General features: G+C 67.9%; 17 protein-coding genes. 4 read left to right on the forward strand and 13 right to left on the reverse strand.

All coding sequences use genetic code 11. The annotated features are described in order from the left end of the window. Positions 1-147: 147 nt before the first annotated feature. Entirely contained in the window at positions 148-948 is an 801-nt protein-coding gene (locus A5767_RS01935) for an alpha/beta fold hydrolase (protein ID WP_016692418.1), read from the reverse strand. Between the two features lie 195 nt (positions 949-1143). Here A5767_RS01935 and A5767_RS01940 point away from each other — a divergent pair, with 195 nt between their 5' ends. Together A5767_RS01940 and A5767_RS01945 are read left to right on the forward strand one after the other, a co-directional pair. Beyond that, the gene (locus A5767_RS01940; RefSeq protein WP_016692417.1) at positions 1144-1353 is read left to right on the forward strand and encodes a hypothetical protein; all 210 of its coding nucleotides are present in this window, start codon (positions 1144-1146) and stop codon (positions 1351-1353) included. Between the two features lie 111 nt (positions 1354-1464). Continuing rightward, complete coding sequence (locus A5767_RS01945; protein ID WP_064851525.1) at positions 1465-2976, forward strand: alpha,alpha-trehalose-phosphate synthase (UDP-forming); 1512 nt, start codon at positions 1465-1467, stop codon at positions 2974-2976. A 10-nt stretch (positions 2977-2986) separates the two neighbouring features. On the opposite strand, the gene A5767_RS01950 is transcribed toward A5767_RS01945, so the two are convergent. From A5767_RS01950 to A5767_RS02005, 12 genes are all read right to left on the reverse strand, one after another. Next, positions 2987-3628 (reverse strand): hypothetical protein, encoded by a 642-nt coding sequence (locus A5767_RS01950; protein ID WP_039585845.1) that lies wholly within the window; start codon positions 3626-3628, stop codon positions 2987-2989. After that, positions 3625-4137: a hypothetical protein gene (locus tag A5767_RS01955; RefSeq protein ID WP_064851526.1), complete on the reverse strand. Its 513-nt coding sequence runs from the start codon at positions 4135-4137 to the stop codon at positions 3625-3627. Before A5767_RS01955 ends, A5767_RS01950 begins: the two co-directional genes overlap by 4 nt. Beyond that, on the reverse strand, positions 4137-5549 hold the full coding sequence (locus A5767_RS01960) for an MCE family protein (protein WP_059382464.1): 1413 nt from the start codon (positions 5547-5549) through the stop codon (positions 4137-4139). Before A5767_RS01960 ends, A5767_RS01955 begins: the two co-directional genes overlap by 1 nt. Then, positions 5546-6763 carry an MCE family protein gene (locus A5767_RS01965; protein ID WP_064851527.1) on the reverse strand — a complete coding sequence of 406 codons (1218 nt, stop codon included), beginning with the start codon at positions 6761-6763 and terminating at the stop codon, positions 5546-5548. The genes A5767_RS01960 and A5767_RS01965 overlap by 4 nt, the downstream gene beginning before the upstream one ends. Then, the gene (locus tag A5767_RS01970; protein WP_019290088.1) at positions 6760-8088 is read right to left on the reverse strand and encodes an MCE family protein; all 1329 of its coding nucleotides are present in this window, start codon (positions 8086-8088) and stop codon (positions 6760-6762) included. Before A5767_RS01970 ends, A5767_RS01965 begins: the two co-directional genes overlap by 4 nt. Continuing rightward, positions 8085-9143 carry an MCE family protein gene (locus A5767_RS01975; RefSeq protein ID WP_064851528.1) on the reverse strand — a complete coding sequence of 353 codons (1059 nt, stop codon included), beginning with the start codon at positions 9141-9143 and terminating at the stop codon, positions 8085-8087. The genes A5767_RS01970 and A5767_RS01975 overlap by 4 nt, the downstream gene beginning before the upstream one ends. Then, on the reverse strand, positions 9140-10159 hold the full coding sequence (locus A5767_RS01980; RefSeq protein ID WP_024102956.1) for an MCE family protein: 1020 nt from the start codon (positions 10157-10159) through the stop codon (positions 9140-9142). Before A5767_RS01980 ends, A5767_RS01975 begins: the two co-directional genes overlap by 4 nt. Before the next feature lie 2 nt (positions 10160-10161). Continuing rightward, on the reverse strand, positions 10162-11340 hold the full coding sequence (locus A5767_RS01985; RefSeq protein ID WP_064851529.1) for an MCE family protein: 1179 nt from the start codon (positions 11338-11340) through the stop codon (positions 10162-10164). A gap of 10 nt (positions 11341-11350) precedes the next feature. Beyond that, complete coding sequence (locus A5767_RS01990) at positions 11351-12199, reverse strand: MlaE family ABC transporter permease (protein WP_024102955.1); 849 nt, start codon at positions 12197-12199, stop codon at positions 11351-11353. 16 nt (positions 12200-12215) lie between these two features. Then, positions 12216-12980 (reverse strand): MlaE family ABC transporter permease, encoded by a 765-nt coding sequence (locus A5767_RS01995; protein WP_064851530.1) that lies wholly within the window; start codon positions 12978-12980, stop codon positions 12216-12218. A 468-nt stretch (positions 12981-13448) separates the two neighbouring features. Further along, positions 13449-14375 (reverse strand): 3-oxoacyl-ACP reductase, encoded by a 927-nt coding sequence (locus A5767_RS02000; RefSeq protein WP_064851531.1) that lies wholly within the window; start codon positions 14373-14375, stop codon positions 13449-13451. Positions 14376-14508: 133 nt separating this feature from the next. Next, on the reverse strand, positions 14509-14694 hold the full coding sequence (locus A5767_RS02005) for a ferredoxin (RefSeq protein ID WP_006551900.1): 186 nt from the start codon (positions 14692-14694) through the stop codon (positions 14509-14511). Between the two features lie 132 nt (positions 14695-14826). On the opposite strand from A5767_RS02005, the gene A5767_RS02010 reads away from it, so the two are divergent. Continuing rightward, on the forward strand, positions 14827-16011 hold the full coding sequence (locus tag A5767_RS02010) for an acyl-CoA dehydrogenase family protein (protein ID WP_064851595.1): 1185 nt from the start codon (positions 14827-14829) through the stop codon (positions 16009-16011). Positions 16012-16026: 15 nt separating this feature from the next. Continuing rightward, positions 16027-17142 carry an acyl-CoA dehydrogenase family protein gene (locus tag A5767_RS02015; protein ID WP_006551902.1) on the forward strand — a complete coding sequence of 372 codons (1116 nt, stop codon included), beginning with the start codon at positions 16027-16029 and terminating at the stop codon, positions 17140-17142.

Genomic DNA, 17142 nt, shown 5'->3' on the forward strand with positions numbered 1-17142 from the left:
CCCCCCCCCCCCCCCCGCCCGCCCCGCGCCCCCCCCCCCCCCCCCCCCCCCCCGCGCCCCCCCCCCCCCGCCCCGGGGGGGGGGGGGGGGCCCCCCCCCCCCCCCCCCCCCCCCCCCCCTGCCGATTTCCCGTGTGAAGGGACTCCTCTAGGAAGCCAGGAAGTCCACCAGGATCTTGTTGACCGCCTCGGGCCGCTCGAGATAGCCGTAGTGCCCCGCGTCCGGGATCTCCTCGTAGCGCGCACCCGGAATGGCGTCCGCCACCTCGCGCGACAGATAGGCCGGGATCATCCGGTCGTCGGCGAATCCGACGGCCAGGCACGGCACGGTGATGCCGCGGTAGGCCGCGCGCCGATCGAATTCCCGGTCCATGCCGAGCTGCGCGCGCACGCCCGCCGACACCTTTCCGCCGCTGAACTCGAAGACGTCCAGCCAGTCGCGGGCGGTGTGCTCGTCGGCCAGCGAGGCCGGCGACAGATTCATCACCGCCGTGACGGCGGCCTGGTACTTCGGTGGCAGTTCGACGCCGCTGTCGTAGAGCTGGCGCTCCCCCTCGGTGAGCGTCAGCTGGAACTGGTCCATGCGGGCGTGGCCGGCCAGGAAGACGGCCTTGCGGACGAGCTCGGGACGGGCGAGCGTCAACTCCTGCGCGACACGCGCACCCATCGACGTGCCGATCACGTAGGCGGGACCGCCGAGCAGTTCGATCAGGCCGGCGGTGTCCTTCACCAGGTCGTCGATGGTCATGCCGCCGAGGCTCTCGCCCGACGGTGCGATGCCGCGGTTGTCGAAGGTGGCGACCCGGTAGCCGGCCTTCACGAGCGCGGGCACCTGGTGCAGATCCCACACGCGCCCCGGACTACCCGTTCCCATGATGAGGACGACGAGATCGCCCGTTCCCTTGACCTGGTAGTTCAGCGGGATGCCGTTCACGGTGGCAATGGGCATGAATACCTTCCTCGACGAGAGCGCGGTTGTGCGCCGCGGGTCGGCGCCGTGACGTCGCGCACCGGAAACACACACGGTGTACCTACAGCACGACCGTCCTACGGTACCGCGACGTAGACGTGCAGGACCGTGCCAGGACCGACCTCGGAAGGCGGGTGGCGGCGAGCTGTCCGATTCTCCTAGAGTCGAAGGACGATGCGTGCTCGCACAGAGCAGCGACCCCGGGAGGACATCATGGCCGCGGACCCGACCACCGCGAACGACATCGCCGACGAGGATCTCGAACCCGTCGCCGACGAAACCGCACGACAGGCGCAGCGAGTCGTCGCCGCCTACGCAGAGAATGCGGACGAGTGCCGCATGCTGCTGTCGATGCTCGGCATCGGTCCCAGCGACAAGCACTGACGAGCACGACACCCACCACGGTGCCGGTGACGGCACCCACCCTGCCGGGCCGGTGACGGCACCCACCCTGCCGGGCCGGCGACGGCACCGGCCCCGAAAGAGGACCACAACGTGACAGCAGGCGAAGCGGACGCAGCGGGGAACCACGACTCGCACGCCGGGTCGGACTTCGTGGTCGTCGCCAATCGCCTGCCGGTCGACCTCGAACGGCTTCCCGACGGCACCACCCGCTGGAAGCGCAGTCCGGGCGGCCTCGTCACCGCGCTCGAGCCGATCCTGCGTTCGAACAACGGCGCCTGGGTCGGCTGGGCCGGTGTGGCCGACGCCGAGTCCGGCGTCATCGTCGAGGACGGTCTGACCCTGCACTCGGTGCGGTTGAGCACCGAGGACATCGCCGACTACTACGAGGGGTTCTCCAACGCCACGCTGTGGCCGCTCTACCACGACGTGATCGTGCGCCCGGAGTACCGGCGCGAATGGTGGAACTCCTACGTCGAGATCAACCGCCGCTTCGCGGAGGAGACCGCGAAGGCCGCCGCGGAGGGCGCGACCGTCTGGATCCAGGACTACCAGCTGCAGCTGGTGCCGAAGATGCTGCGGATGCTCCGCCCCGATCTGACGATCGGCTTCTTCCTGCACATCCCGTTCCCGCCGATCGAGCTGTTCATGCAACTGCCGTGGCGCACCGAGATCGTCGAGGGTCTCCTCGGCGCCGATCTCATCGGCTTCCACCTCCCCGGTGGTGCCCAGAACTTCCTGTATCTCGCCCGACGTCTGGCAGGGGCCCAGACCTCCCGCGGCAACATCGGTATCCGGTCGAAGCTCGGCGTGGTCCAGGTCGGCTTCCGCTCGGTGCGTGTCGGTGCCTTCCCCATCTCCATCGAATCGGGCCGGCTCGACCAGCAGTCGCGCAGCAAGACGATCCGCGATCGTGCCAAGGCGTTGCGCAAGGAACTCGGCAACCCGAAGAAGATCCTGCTCGGCGTCGACCGGCTCGACTACACCAAGGGCATCGACGTGCGGCTCGACGCGGTGCACGAACTCCTCGCCGAGGGTCGCATGGACCCGAAGGACACCGTGATGGTGCAGCTCGCGACCCCGAGCCGGGAACGCGTCGATTCCTACGTCCACATGCGCGGCGAGATCGAGCGGACGGTCAGCCGCATCAACGGCGAGTACGCCGAGGTGGGGCGTCCGGTGGTGCACTACATCCACCGGCCGGTCCCCCGCGACGAGCTCATCGCGTTCTTCGTCGCGGCCGACGTCATGCTCGTGACCCCCTTGCGCGACGGTATGAATCTCGTCGCCAAGGAGTACATTGCGTGCCGCAGCGATCTCGGCGGCGCGCTGGTGCTCAGCGAGTTCACCGGTGCCGCAGCCGAACTGCGACAGTCGTTCCAGTGCAACCCGCACGACCTCGAGGACGTCAAGGACAAGATCCAGGCCGCGATCGAGGTGCCGCGCGAGGACGGCCGCAAGAGGATGCGTGCGCTGCGCCGTCAGGTGCTCACGCACGATGTGGACCGCTGGGCCCGTTCGTTCCTCGACACTCTCGCCAACACCAATGCCGCCGGGCGCGCGCTGATCGCGCCGGGTGAGGCCGGCGAACCCGACCCCACCTGACGGCTCTCTCCTAGATCGGCGTCAGCCGGCTGACGAGCCAACGCCCGTCCTGCTTTTCGAGTTCGACGCGCACCCGGCTGCCGCTGCTCACCGCTTCGGGGTTCTCCGAACTCGTCGTGATCTGGTTGAGGAACAGCAGGGTCACGGCACTGTCGGCGTCGGCGGAGACCACCGACGACGCCTGCACGCTCACCTGCACGCTGATCGCCTTCTCCTTGGCGCCCGGCGCGATGATGTTCTTCATCAGATTCGTGTACTCGTCGCGGAAGTCGCCGGTGAGGCCTTCCGCAGCGGCCTCGGTCTGCGCGTCCACCTGATCGTGGGTGTAGGCGAGCATCGCGACCGCCTGTTCCTCCGCAGCGACCCGCGCGTCGGTCCGCGCCGTCTCGGCGGCGGACTGCTGGACGGTGCCGTAGGCGAGCCACCCCACCAGGACCGCGAAAACCAGTGCCACGATCGACAATCCGATCGCGATGTGCGGCAGGTACGAGGCCTTCGGATCCGAAGTCGCGTCCGGGACCGAGGCGGCGGCGGCCGAGGTCTCGGCGGCGGCGGTGGATCCGCCCGTCTCCTCGGTCTTGTCGGACACAGTGCCGGACACGGCTTCGTCGGTCTTGTCGAGCGTCACGCGATCGTCCTTCTCGTCGGTCACGGCACGAACTCCACCTTCGACGCCAACAATCTGCCGTTCTCGTCGCAGATCGTCACCCGCAGACGGAAGTCGCGTGCTTCGGGTTCGGTCTGGTCGGCGTTGCTCACCATCGCGCGGGAGGCGACGAGCGACGACGCGCACGTGCCGTCCTCGTTCTGGATCCCCGCCTCGAGGACCTCACCGGTGGTGTCGACACCGGCCTGCTGCACGACCTCCACGAAAGGTCCTTCGCGGCCCTCGAACTCGGCCTTGAAATCACCCGTCGCGCCTTCGAGCAGACGCGCGACGTCGGCGTCGGCGGTGTCGGCGTTGATGGTGGTCAGGTTGAGCACCGTCTGCCGCGCGGCCTGCAGGTACGCCTCCCGACGCTCGTCGCGTTCGTTCGCGGACTGCCGGTCGACGATGAGCCAGGCCCCGACCGCCACGAGTGCGATCACCAGCACGGACGCGATGATCGCGACCGGCTTGGCCCATCTCGGCTTCGTCTTCATGTCGATCTCGTCTGCCATCAGCCCTGCTGCGCCTTCATGTAACTCTCCAAGCTCCGATCTCCACCGAGATCGGCGTGCGTGTACACGGTGCCGTCGGGACCAATGTACGTCCCGGTCTGCGGATCGATCCGTCGCGCCGCGACCCCGGCGGGAGCCGTGTCGTCTCCCCCGCCGTAGGAGGCGGGTGTGGGTGCGACATTCTCCGAGGCCACCGGCGTGGGCGGCCCGGTCCACGGATTGTCCGAGTAGGTGGGGCTGTACCCGGTGCGGCACATGTCGGGCGTCGGTGCGCGACGGCCCGGGTACTCCATGCACGGCAGGTTCCGGGCACCGCGGATCGCATTCGGATAGTCCTGCGGCAGTTGGCAGAAGACGTCGCCCGGGGTGTCGACCATGGACGTGTCGGCCGGGCTGCGCCACTGTTCCGGCGGCACGAAACCGGCCAGGCACGGCGGCGGATCGTGCAGTTGCAGATGGAAGTCCACCACGGCACCGTCCTCCGGTGGGCCGTCGCCGGCCGCGGTGATCAGGGCCGTCGTCATCGGCGGGTACAGCACCAGGATCTGCTCGATGCCGGCGTTGTAGATGACGCCCACCTCGCCGACGCTCACCAGATTCGCGAGCAGCAGCGGCAGCGTCGGTTTCAGGTCCTGCAGCAACGATTCGGCTTCGGCAGCGGCTCCCGGCCCGACGTCGAGCAGGGCCCGCAGGTCGGGATCGCTCTCGCGCAGACGATCGGTGAAGGTCACCATGTCGCGTGTCCACGACCGGATGGCGTCGCTCGTGACCACCTGCGTGTCGAGCAGCGGACCGATCTGATCGATCAACTGCCGTGTCTCGGCGCTGTTCGCCGAGGCCTCCTGCACGAACAGGCGCGTCGAGTCGATCAGTTCCTGCAGTTCGGGTCCGGAGCCGTTGAACGCGTCGAACGCCTCGTCGACCACCGTCTGCAGTCGCGTGTCGCCGATCGAGGCGAGCAGCACGTCGGCCTGGTCGAGCAGGGCACCGACCTCCTGAGGCACCGTCGTGCGGTCGACCGGGATCACGTCGCCGTCGGCCAGACGTTCGCCGCCCGAGCCGTCGGCCCGGGGCACGAGATCGACGTACTGTTCGCCGACCGCCGACACGCTGCGCACGGCCGCGTCGACGTCGGCGGGGATCTTCGCGTCGCTGTCGATGGACAACTTCGCCTCGACGCCCACCGGCGACAGCGAGACGCTCCGGACGGTGCCGACGGTGTTGCCGCGGTAGGTGACGTTCGAATGCGGGTACAGGCCGCCGGTCGACTGGAGTTCGACGACCACCTCGTACCGCCCGACCCCGAACAGGGCGGGCAGCCGCACGTACATCAGCGACATCACGACGAGTCCGACGACCGTGAGGATCGCGAAGATCGTGAGCTGGATGCGGACGAACCGCGTGAGCATCATGGTGCGGGCACCCCCAGGGGAAGGCCGGGAATGGTGATCTCACCGATGCCGGGGATCGTCAGTTTCCCTTCGGGACCGGGCGGTGGCGGCGGTGGCGGTTCGAGCGGTGCACGGAACGGATCGGTCGCCTGCGCAGCGAGTCCCGCGTCGCGGCCGAGGATCCCCTCCGGACCCGCGAGACGTCCCGCGAGCGGCGTCCCGGACAGGAAGTTCAGGTCGAGACGTTCGAGACTGAGGTCGATCGTCATCGCGAGGTTGGCGTAGTCGCCGCGGATGATGTTGTTGATGCCCGCCTGCGGGAAGGGATAGGTGAGCAGCACACCGAGCACCTCGGTCAGGGCACTGCCCGAATCGGCCAGCGCCTTCAACGTCGGGGCGAGCCCCTCGAGGTTCGCCTTCAGGTCGTCGTTCGAGGTCTCCACGACCCGGCTGGCCACGGTGCTCAGCTCGCCGAGCGAACTCATCGCGGCCGTGAGGTTCGATCGCTGGTCGGCCAGCACCTCGATCGCGGGCGGCAGTTCCTCGAGAGCCCGGACGAGTGTCGCGTTCTGGTCGTTCACGGTCGCCGCCAGACGGTCCATGCCCTCCAGCGCGGCGATGATGTCACCGCGCTGCGTATCGAGAGTGGAGACCAGTTCGTCCAGGCGCGGGAGCAGGTTCCGGATCGAGTCCTCCCGGCCGACGAGCGCCGCGTTCAGCTCGGTGGTGATGTCGTTGATCTGCGCGAGTCCACCACCGTTGAGCACCACCGACAACGACGAGAGCGTCTGTTCGGTGGTCGGATACGCACCGGCGCGTTCGAGTGGGATGACGTCGCCGTCCTCGAGGCGGCCCTCCGGGGGTTCGCCGACGGGCGGGATCAGTTCGAGGTGCTGCGATCCGAGCAGGCTCGTCTGACCGATCCGCGCGAGCGAGTTGGCCGGAACGATCACGCCTTCGTCGAGCGAGACCGTCACGAGCGCGTGCCAGCCGTCGAGTTCGATCCCCGAGATCGACCCGACGGTGACGTCGTCGACCCGCACGGGCGAGTTCTGGGTCAGGGTCGTCACGTTGGGCATCTCGATCTGCACCTCGTAGGCACCCTCCCCGCGGCCGGCGCTGCCGGGCATGGGAATCGAGTTGAGTCCGTCCCACTCGCAGGCGGTGAGCGTCGTGCTCACCGCGACCGCGGTGGCCGCGACGCCCAGGCGGCGGAACATCGAGCGGCCGGTCATCGCACTCCTCCCGGCTGCAGCAGAGAACCCAGATCCTGCGGGACCTGCAGCGACGGCAGGCCACCGAGGATCCCGTCGACCGGCGACGCGGTCTCCGAGGACGACGGCTCGGGCGCGGTGCCACGACCTGCCGACGCCTCCTCGAGCCAGGTTTCGGTGTAGACGATGTCGTCGGGGAAGGCCTGCACACCGGCGAGCGGATTGACCAGCAGCGGAAGGTAGTTGGCGTTGATGGACGACAGCACCGGGCCGAGTTGCTGGCGGCACAGTTCCTCGCTGCGCTCGGAGGTCGCGTTCGCGGCGGCCGCGACCGACCCGCACATCCACTCGACGGGGTTGGCGAGGTTGTTGATCGCGAGCGCGCCCGTGAGCGACCCCTGCGCCGGCTTGTAGATGTTGTAGAAGTTCGCGAGGGAGGTCGGGCCGGAGTGCAGCACCCGCTCGATCTCGGGACGTTTGCGGACCAGCACCTCGGTCGCATCGGCCAGCCGCTCCACCGATTCGGTGAGCTCGGCCCGGTTGTCCTGCACGAACCGCTGTACGTCGCCGACGGCGATGTTCAACTCGGACAAGGAGACACCGAGCTGGTCGGAGCTCTGCGCGAGCACGTCCGAGACCGACGCGAGACGACCGCCGAACTGCACGATCTGTTCGTTGCTCGACGAGAGGACCGACACGAAGGTCTGCAGGTTGCGGATCGTCGAGAACAGATCGGTGCGTCCCTCCGAGAGCGTGCGCATCGTGTCCGACAGCTCCCGAAGGGCCTCGCGCACGGTCTGCCCGTTGCCCTCGAGATTCTCGGCCGCGGTGTCGATGAACCGGCCGAGAGATCCCTGCGGATCGAGTTCCTCGGGACCGAGCGCTTCGGACAATCGCATCAGTTCGGTCTTGATCTGGTCCCACTCCACGGGAGAGGCCGTGCGCTGCATCGGGATCGTCGCGCCGTCCTCGATCGTCGGGCCACCCGAGTACACAGGGGTGAGCTGGACGAAGCGCGCCGAGACGAGACTCTGCGCGATGACGACGGCACTCGCATCGGACGGGATCTCGACGCCGTCGTCGACCTTCATCGTCACCTGTACGAGGTCGTCGCGGGGTTCGATGTCGCTGATGCGCCCCACCGAGACGCCGAGCACCCGCACGTCGTCGCCCTCGTACAGGCCGCTGGTGGACGCGAATTCGGCGTGGATCGTGCGTTTGCCGAGGTCCGGCAGGACGAACACGGCGAGGGCGCCGAGCACGAGCACGACGACGGCGCCGATGATCACCGGCACCAGCAGGGGTGGGCGACGGCGGGCGGTCGTCGGGGCGGTATCGGTACTCATTCGCCGTCCCTCTTGATAGTCGGGGGCCCGTCCGGGATCACGTCATGGAGATCCTCGGGGAGAAGATCGGGCGCGACCTGGCTGTCCACGATGGCCTTCCACCACGGCGCCGGCAGGATGTTGGACACGTAGGCGTTGAAGAACGGTCCGCTGGCGACGGATTCCCCGAGTGCGCTGATGTACGGGCCCAGGCCGTCGAGCGCCCCGGCGATGTTCTCCTTGTTCGCCTGCAGGTTGGCCGTCACGAGGTTGAGCTTCTCGAGTGTCGGTGCCATCTGCGCCTGGTTGTCCTGCACGAGCCCGGTGAGCTGACGTGAGACGGAGGAGATGTTCGCGATCAGTTCGGTGATGGCGTCGCGGCGCAGGCTCAATTCGCCGAACAGGGCGTTCGCGTCGACGATGAGCGCGTTGACCTGGTCGCTGCGCTCGGCCAGGATGCCCGTCACGCTCTCGGCACGCTCGAGCAGTTGGTGCAACGACTCGTCGCGGGCGTTGATCGACTGCGACAGGCGGGTCATGCCCTCCAGGGCGCCCTGGATCTCGGGCGGGGTGTTCTCGAGGGTTTGCGACAGCGCGTCGAGCGAGTCGTTGATGCGATCGGTGTCGAGTTCGGAGACGGTCGTCGTGAGATCGCCGAGTGCGTCGGTCAGTGAGTACGGCGAATTGGTGTGCTCGATACCGATGATCGAGTTCGGGCGCATCACACCGTCGCCACCGGGGCGCAGCGCCAGCGATTTCCGGCCGAGCACGGTGTTGGTCTTGATGTCGGCTCCGGTGGTGTCGCCGAGCCCGATACCGTCCCGGATGCGGAAACTCACCAGCACGGCCTGACCGTCGAGGCGCACCTCGGTGACGTCGCCGACGTTCACGCCGGCGAGCATGACGTCGTCGCCGGGCACCAGACCGCCGGCGTCCTGGAAGCGCGCCGAGTAGCTCAGGCCCCCGGAGAGGAAGTGCAGCTGGTCGTACTGCAGACCGGCGAGAACGATCGCGGCGGACACGGCCAGGCCGATGATGCCCGTGCGGATGTAGTTGGGGTCACGGGGTGCACTCATTCGACCTTCGCACACCTTCCCGTGTCGTGGTTCGCCGTGGTGTACCGGATGGTGGTGCCGTCCGGTCCGGAGAACTTGAAAGTATTGGCACAGAGGAAGAATTGGAAGAAGTTTCCGTATGCACCCACGCGGATGAGTTTCTTGTAGTCGGAGGGCAGGCGTTCGAGCGTGCGGTTGATGTCATCCTTGCCGAGGTCGAGCTGGGTCATGGTGCGGTTCGTCTCGGCGATGACCGTCTGCAAGTCGGGCCGGTTGTTCTGCAACAGCGCGGCGAGATCCGCGGTGCCGGAGGCGATCGGCGGGATCGACGCGCCGATGGGATCACGATCGGCGGACAGCCCGCCCACCAGGGTGTGCAGCTGTTCGATCGTGTTCTCGAACTCGCGGTCGTGATCGTCGATCGTGCCGAGGACGGCGTTGAGGTTGTCGATGACGTCGCCGATCAGCTGGTCGCGGTCGGCGAGTGAGTTGGTGAACGAGTTGGTGTTCCCCAGCAGCGACACGAGCGTGTCGCCCTGCCCCTGGAAGACCTGCAACAGAGCTCCGGAGAGGTCGTTGACCTGCTGCGCGTCGAGGCCCTGCAACAGCGGCTTGAACCCGCCGAGGAGCAGGTCGAGATCGAGGGCGGGTTCGGTCTGCTCGATCGGGATGTTGCCACCGGCGGGCAGGACGTCGACGCTGCCGGCACCTTCGAGCAGTTCGAGATACCGGTCGCCGACGAGGTTCTCGTATCGCACGGTGGCGCGGGTGCCGGTGAACAGCGTGTGCTTCGCATCCACGTCGAACTCGATCTCGGCGGTGTTGTCGCGGCCGATGTCGACCTTCTTCACCGAACCGACCTGCACCCCGGCGATGCGGACCTTGTCGCCGGCACCGAGACCGGAGACGTCCGTGAAGGTGGCCCGGTAGTTCTCGGTGCCGGTGAACCGCGCCTGGCTGAACACGACGGCCAGCCCGGCGAAGATCAACGTCATCGTGACGGCGAAGATCAGGAACTTGACGGTGGTCGCTCTCATGGTCACCGCCCGCCCGCGAGATGGTCGCCGAACAGGTACTGGAAGATCGTCGGGTAGCGGATCCAGGCTTCCGTTGCGGGCTTGTAGGGCGTTTCGCCGGTGTTCGACACGACGAACGGCGCGTGACCGTCGCGGCGCGGGTCGAAGTTCGGCAGGCCCCAGCAGTTCGGTCCGCCGGTCGCGCCGACCACGGGCAGATCCTGGGCGTCGTTGTACGGCGTCGCGCCACCCATGAAGCTGGTGCTCAGCATCAGCGCGGCGTACTCCCCGGTGCCGGCCATCGGTTCGAACGCCACCCGGGCGTCGTTGAGACCGACTATGAAGCAGGTCAATTGCGGCGAGTACTCACCGAGCAGGCCGGTGGTGCGGCTCAGGCTGTCGAGTGCGGTGGTCAACTGTGTTTCGTTCTCCCCCAGGACGTCCCGTCCGGTGTTCGCGAGACCGGTGAGGTTCATCAGTAGCAGATCGAGTTGCTGTTGTTCGTCGACGACGGTGTTGCCGACGTCGGTGGCGTTGCCGATCGTGGTCATGAGGTCGGGGGCCGTGTCGGCGTAGACGTCGGTCACCTGCGCAGCCGAGACGAGGTCGGCCTGCAGTTGCGGCAGCGACGGATTCATCTCGGCGAGATACGCATCGGCCTCGGCCAGGGCGGCACCGAGGGCGTCGCCGCGTCCGTTGAGCGCTTCCGACAGCGCGCCGAGGGTGGCGTTGAGCTTCTCGGGCTGGATCTGGGCGAGCACGTCGGACAGGTGCTCGAAGACCGTGTTGAACTCGACGGTGACGTTGTCGGCCGCGATTACGGCGCCTTCCTGCATCGGCACCGAGGACGGATCGTCGGGGACGACGATGTTGACGAACTTGGCACCGAAGACGGTGGTGGATTCGATCGCCACCCGTGCGTTCGACGGGATGAGCTGCATCTGCCCGGGCTGCATGTCGAGATGCAGGACCGCACCGGCCGGTGTGTGCTCGATCGACGCCACGCGGCCCACCTCGACGCCGCGCATCGTCACCTTGGCGTCGGGTTCCATCACCAGACCCGACCGGGGCGAGGTGACGGTGAGCGGGACCGTCGAGGTGAACCCACCGGCGAACATCGTCAGTGCCACCGCGACGATCGCGGCGAGGCCGCCCACGAGACCGAAGGCGGCGAACTTCTTCTTCCACGAAGGAGTGTCCATGTCGCGCGCCCTATCCCGACAGGTTGAAGTTGCCGGTCGCGCCGTAGACGGCGAGCGAGATGAGCAGGGTGACGGTGACGACCGCGACGAGCGAGGCCCGCACCGCGTTGCCGACCGCGACACCCACACCGACGGGGCCGCCACCTGCGGTGAAACCGTAGTAGGTGTGGATGAGCATCACGGCGATCGCCATCACGATGGCCTGGACGAACGACCACAGGATGTCGGTGGGTATCAGGAAGGTCGTGAAGTAGTGGTCGTACACGCCCGCCGACTGGCCGTAGAGCACCACCGTCGCGAAGCGGCTCGCGACGAACGAGGCGATCACGGCGAGCGAGTACAGCGGGACGATCGCGATCATCCCGGCGAGCACGCGCGTGGACACCAGATACGGGATGGACGGGATCGCCATGGTCTCGAGCGCGTCGATCTCCTCGGAGACACGCATGGCGCCGAGCTGGGCGGTGGAGCCGGCGCCGATGGTGGCCGCCAGCCCGATGCCGGCGATCGTCGGGGCCGCGATACGCACGTTGATGAAGGCCGCGAAGAAGCCGGTGAGCGCTTCGACACCGATGTTGCCGAGTGAGCTGAAGCCCTGCACGGCGATGATGCCGCCGGTGAAGAGCGTCAGGAAGCCGACGATCACGACGGTGCCGCCGATGACGGCGAGTGCGCCGGTGCCCATGCTGATCTCGGCGACCAGACGCACCGTCTCCTTGGGGTAGTGCATCAGCGCCCGGGGGACCGTCGCGAGGGCGCGCCCGAAGAACAGCGCCTGCTCCCCCACCCGGTCCACGGTGGACGACGCACGTGTCATGCGCCGAACCGCACGGGGGAAGCGCCAGGACATCACTGCCATGAAATCTCCGCTCCCCTCATCCCGCGGTCAGCTTGATGCCGACGGCCGTGACGAGGAGGTTGACCACGAACAGCGCCATGAACGCGAACACGACCGTCTGGTTGACGGCGTCGCCGACACTCTTCGCTCCACCTTTGACATTGAGACCGAGATAGGACGCGACCAGCCCCGCGATCATGCCGAACAGCCCCGCCTTGACCTGGGAGATCATCAGTTCTCCGAAGCCGGTGAGCAGGGTGATGCCGTTGATGAACGCGCCGGGGTTGACGTCCTGGAGGAAGACCGAGAAGGCGAACCCGCCGAGGATGCCGATCGTGCACACGAGACCGTTGAGCAGTAGGGCAACGACGGTGGACGCGAGCACCCGGGGCACGACGAGACGCTGGATCGGATCGATGCCGAGCACACGCATCGCGTCGATCTCCTCGCGGATGGTGCGCGCCGCGAGATCGGCGCAGATCGCGGTGGCGCCGGCACCGGCGACGATGAGCACCGTGACCATGGGACCCACCTGCGTCACCGCGCCGAGGGCCGCACCCGCTCCGCTGAGGTCGGCCGCGCCGATCTCCCGGAGCAGGATGTTGAGGGTGAAGCTCACCAGAACCGTGAACGGCACCGCGACGAGCACGGTGGGCACGAGCGAGACGCGTGCGACGAACCATGCCTGGTCGATGAACTCGCGCCGTTGGAAGGGGCGACGGAAGGCCGCCCGGGCGGTCTCGCCGGTCATGGCGAACAGTCCGCCGACGGCCCGTAAGGGAACCTCGAGGAGGTCTATCATCGTGTGCCCCCTTCGATCCTCACGTCGTCGGCGCGCGGCCGATCGATGGCGTGTGCTGTGACCCGGGTCATAGTAACTAGAACGTGTTCACCTGTCAAAGATTCGTCGAGGGGCATCTCGATCCATTTCCGTCCGAACGGACACACGGGCGTCGACCGACGCGTATCGACACGCTCATAAGTGGTTTTACGCTGGGGTTTCGGTGAGATTCTCGACGCCGGGCCCGAGCTCGATCACCTCGGCACGAGAGGCCGTCACGGCCCGATCGGGTCGTCGCAGTAGGGGAAAAATTAGAACACGTACCAGGCCAAATTACGGGGCCCGGCGAGAGCCGGAGGAACGGCCCGAGTGGGCGTGACGCTACCGGAACCCCGGTGTCCGTCATCCGTAGTTGCAGGATCCCGGCCCGGGGACGAAGACACGACATCCCCTGCTGTCCCCGAACGGGAACAGCAGGGGATGCCGGAACTACAGATCGAGAGCCGCCGAGGCCGAGAACGTCCGGCCCGGATCACGATCGGCGAAGTAACCGCCGAGCTCGTCGGCGAGCGCTGCGGGGGTCCACTGCCCGTCGGCGTCGAAACGCTGCTCGACGACCGGCGCGGCCATCAGGGCCACCATGGGTCCGTAGACGATGAAGACCTGCCCGTTGACGCGCCCGGCCGCCGGGGAGGCGAGATAGGCGACCAGATTCGCGACGTGGTCGGGCGAGAGCGGATCGATGCCGTCGTCCGGCGCACCACCGAAGACCGCCTCGGTCATCGACGTCCGCGCTCGCGGGCAGATCACGTTGGCGCGGACACCGTACCGCTCGAGACCACGGGCGGCCGAGAGGGTGAGCGCGGTGATGCCGGCTTTGGCGGCACCGTAGTTGGGTTGCCCGGGCGGCCCGAGCAGACCGGCCTCCGAGGACGTGTTGACCAGACGCCCGTAGACGGGGCCACCCTCCTGCTTCGACCGGTCGCGCCAGTAGGCCGCGGCATTGCGGGACAACAGGAAGTGACCACGCAGGTGCACGGCGACCACCGAATCCCACTCGTCGTCGGACATGTTGGGCAGCATCCGATCCCGCGTGATGCCTGCATTGTTGACGACGATGTCGAGACCACCGAACTTGCCGTGCGCCGCGGCGAGCATCGCATCGGCCGTCTCACGCTCGGCGACGCTGCCGGGCACGAACTCCGCCTCGGCACCGAGATCGCGGATCCGCGCGAGGGTGTCCTCCACCGCGTCGTTCTCCACGAGATCGTTGACCACCACCGATGCTCCGGCCCGCGCGAGCGCGAGCGCCTCGGCACGTCCGAGTCCCGCTCCGGCTCCCGTGACGACGGCGACCCGCCCTTCGAGAGACACCCGATCGTCGTTCTCCGCGCCACCGTTGGCGTCCGCACTCATCCACGTACTCCTCGAGATTCGGGCCGATTGCCGGCCGCACGCCGGTACTCTCCCCACCAGGACCCGGGGGCACCGAGAATGTAGAACTTGTTATTTTTCCTGACAAGGGTCGGTGCCGGTCACCGTCCGACGCTCATGCCTCGGCGAGGGCCGCACGCGGGCACTGGGCGACGGCCTCGCGGACGACGTCCTCGCTACCCTCGGGTACGGGATGCGTGACGATCAGCTCGTCGTCGTCGTTGAGATCGAAGACGTCGGGCGCCAGCCCGACACACACGCCGTTCGCTTCACAGCGGTCGAAGTCGACCTTGACATCCATTCCGGGACCTCGCTTCACATTCGCGCCGACCGATCGAGTCCAGACTAGAACGCGTTCCAATTCTGTGCAATGATTCGCGATGATCCCACAGAGACGATTCGCGGGGACACGCAGCGACGAAACGGAGCGTTCGTGGACATCTCCTACACCCCCGGGCAACAAGCCCTCCGCGAGGAATTGCGGGCCTATTTCGCACAGATCATGACACCCGAGCGCCGCGAGGCGCTCGCGGCCACGACCGGGGAGTACGGCTCCGGCAACGTGTACCGCGAGGTCGTGCAGCAGATGGGCAAGGACGGCCGGCTCACCCTCGGGTGGCCCGAGGAGTACGGTGGCCAGAACCGTTCCGCGATGGACCAACTGATCTTCACCGACGAGGCGGCCATCGCCGGCGCGCCCGTCCCCTTCCTCACCATCGACTCGGTCGCGCCGACGATCATGCACTACGGCACGGACGAGCAGAAGGAGTTCTTCCTCCCTCGCATCTCCGCGGGCGAACTGCACTTCTCGATCGGCTATTCCGAACCCGGCGCCGGCACCGACCTCGCCTCCCTGCGCACCACCGCGGTGCGCGACGGCGACGAGTGGGTCATCAACGGGCAGAAGATGTGGACGAGCCTGATCGCCTACGCCGACTACGTCTGGCTCGCCGCGCGCACCAACCCGGATGTCAAGAAGCACAAGGGGATCAGCGTCTTCATCGTGCCGACCGACGCTCCCGGCTTCTCGTACACCCCTGTGCACACCATGGCCGGCCCCGACACGAGCGCCACCTACTACCAGGACGTGCGCGTCCCGGCGTCCGCACTCGTCGGCGAGGTCGACGGCGGCTGGGCGCTCATCACCAACCAGCTCAACCACGAGCGGGTCGCGCTCACCTCCGCCGGCCCCGTGCGCACCGCACTGACCGAGGTCCGGCGCTGGGCGCAGGAGACGCATCTGCCCGACGGGCGACGGGTGATCGACCAGGAATGGGTCCAGATCAACCTGGCACGCGTCCACGCCGGGGCCGAATACCTGCAGCTGATGAACTGGGACATCGCCTCGAGCGCCGGCACGACCCCGCTCGGCCCGGAGGCCGCCTCCGCCAACAAGGTGTTCGGAACCGAATTCGCGACCGAGGCCTACCGGTTGCTCATGGAGGTCCTCGGACCCGCGGCGACGGTACGGCAGAACTCGGCCGGCGCGCTGCTCCGCGGACGGATCGAACGCATGCACCGCAGTTCCCTCATCCTCACCTTCGGTGGCGGCACCAACGAGGTCCAGCGCGACATCATCGCGATGACCGCTCTCGGCCAGCCGCCCGCCAAGCGTTAGAAAAGGACGCGCACCGTGGACTTCACCCTTACCGAGGCCCAGCAGGATCTCGCAGAACTGACCCGCAGCATCGTCGCGGACATCGTCACCAACGAGCACCTGCGCACACTCGACGCCTCCGAGGACCGCCTCGACCGCACCCTGTGGGACACGCTCGCATCGTCGGGCGTGCTCGGCGCCGCTCTTCCCGAGTCGCTGGGCGGAGACGGTTACGGCCCGCTCGAGCAGGCGAGCATCCTGCGCGAACTCGGCCGCGGCGTCGCCGCCGTCCCGTACATCGGCTCGATCGCCGCGTGCGCGTCGGCGATCGCGGAGTTCGGCGCCGCCGAGCAGCAGGCCGAGTGGGGACGCCCTGCGGCGACCGGCGAGCAGATCCTCTCCGCCGCGCTCGCCGAGGAACTGAACCCCGATCCCACGACCCCGGCGACCCGGGCGCAGGCCACCGGCGACGGTCACGTGCTCGACGGCGTGAAGATCGTCGTCGACTCGGCGCCGGTCGCCGACGGTTTCCTCGTCCCGGCCACCATCGGCGACTCGGTGTCGGTCTTCCTCGTGCGACCCGACGATCCGGGTGTCTCGATCACCCGTCAGCAGACCACTGACTTCGACAGTCGCGGCATCGTCACCCTCGAGCAGGTCGCGCTCCCGGCCGATCGTGTCCTCGGCACCGACGGCCTCGCCGTGGCGACGTGGTTGCGCGACCGCAGCCTGCTCGGCTCCGCCGCCTACCAATGCGGCGTCCTCGAGCAGGCGCTCGAGCTCACCGCGCAGTACGCGCGCGAACGCGTCCAGTTCGACCGCCCGATCGGCAGTTTCCAGGCCGTCTCCCAGCGACTCGCCGACGCCTATATCGACGTCAAGGCGGTGCGTCTGACGTTGTGGCAGGCCGCCTTCCGCATGGCTTCGGGTGAGCGTCACGACGACGCCCTGCGCACCGCGGCCTTCTGGGCTGCCGATGCGGGACATCGTGTCGCGCACACCACCGTGCACGTGCACGGCGGTGTCGGACTCGACGAGGACCATCCGGTGCACCGCTACTTCCTCGCGGCCAAGCACCACGAGTTCCTGCTCGGCTCCGCCACCGACCAGTTGCGCGCGCTCGGACGCGAACTCGCCGACGTCCCGGCCTGA

Origin of the sequence: Rhodococcus sp. 852002-51564_SCH6189132-a, assembly GCF_001665495.1 — a bacterium.
Classification (GTDB): domain Bacteria; phylum Actinomycetota; class Actinomycetes; order Mycobacteriales; family Mycobacteriaceae; genus Rhodococcus; species Rhodococcus pyridinivorans.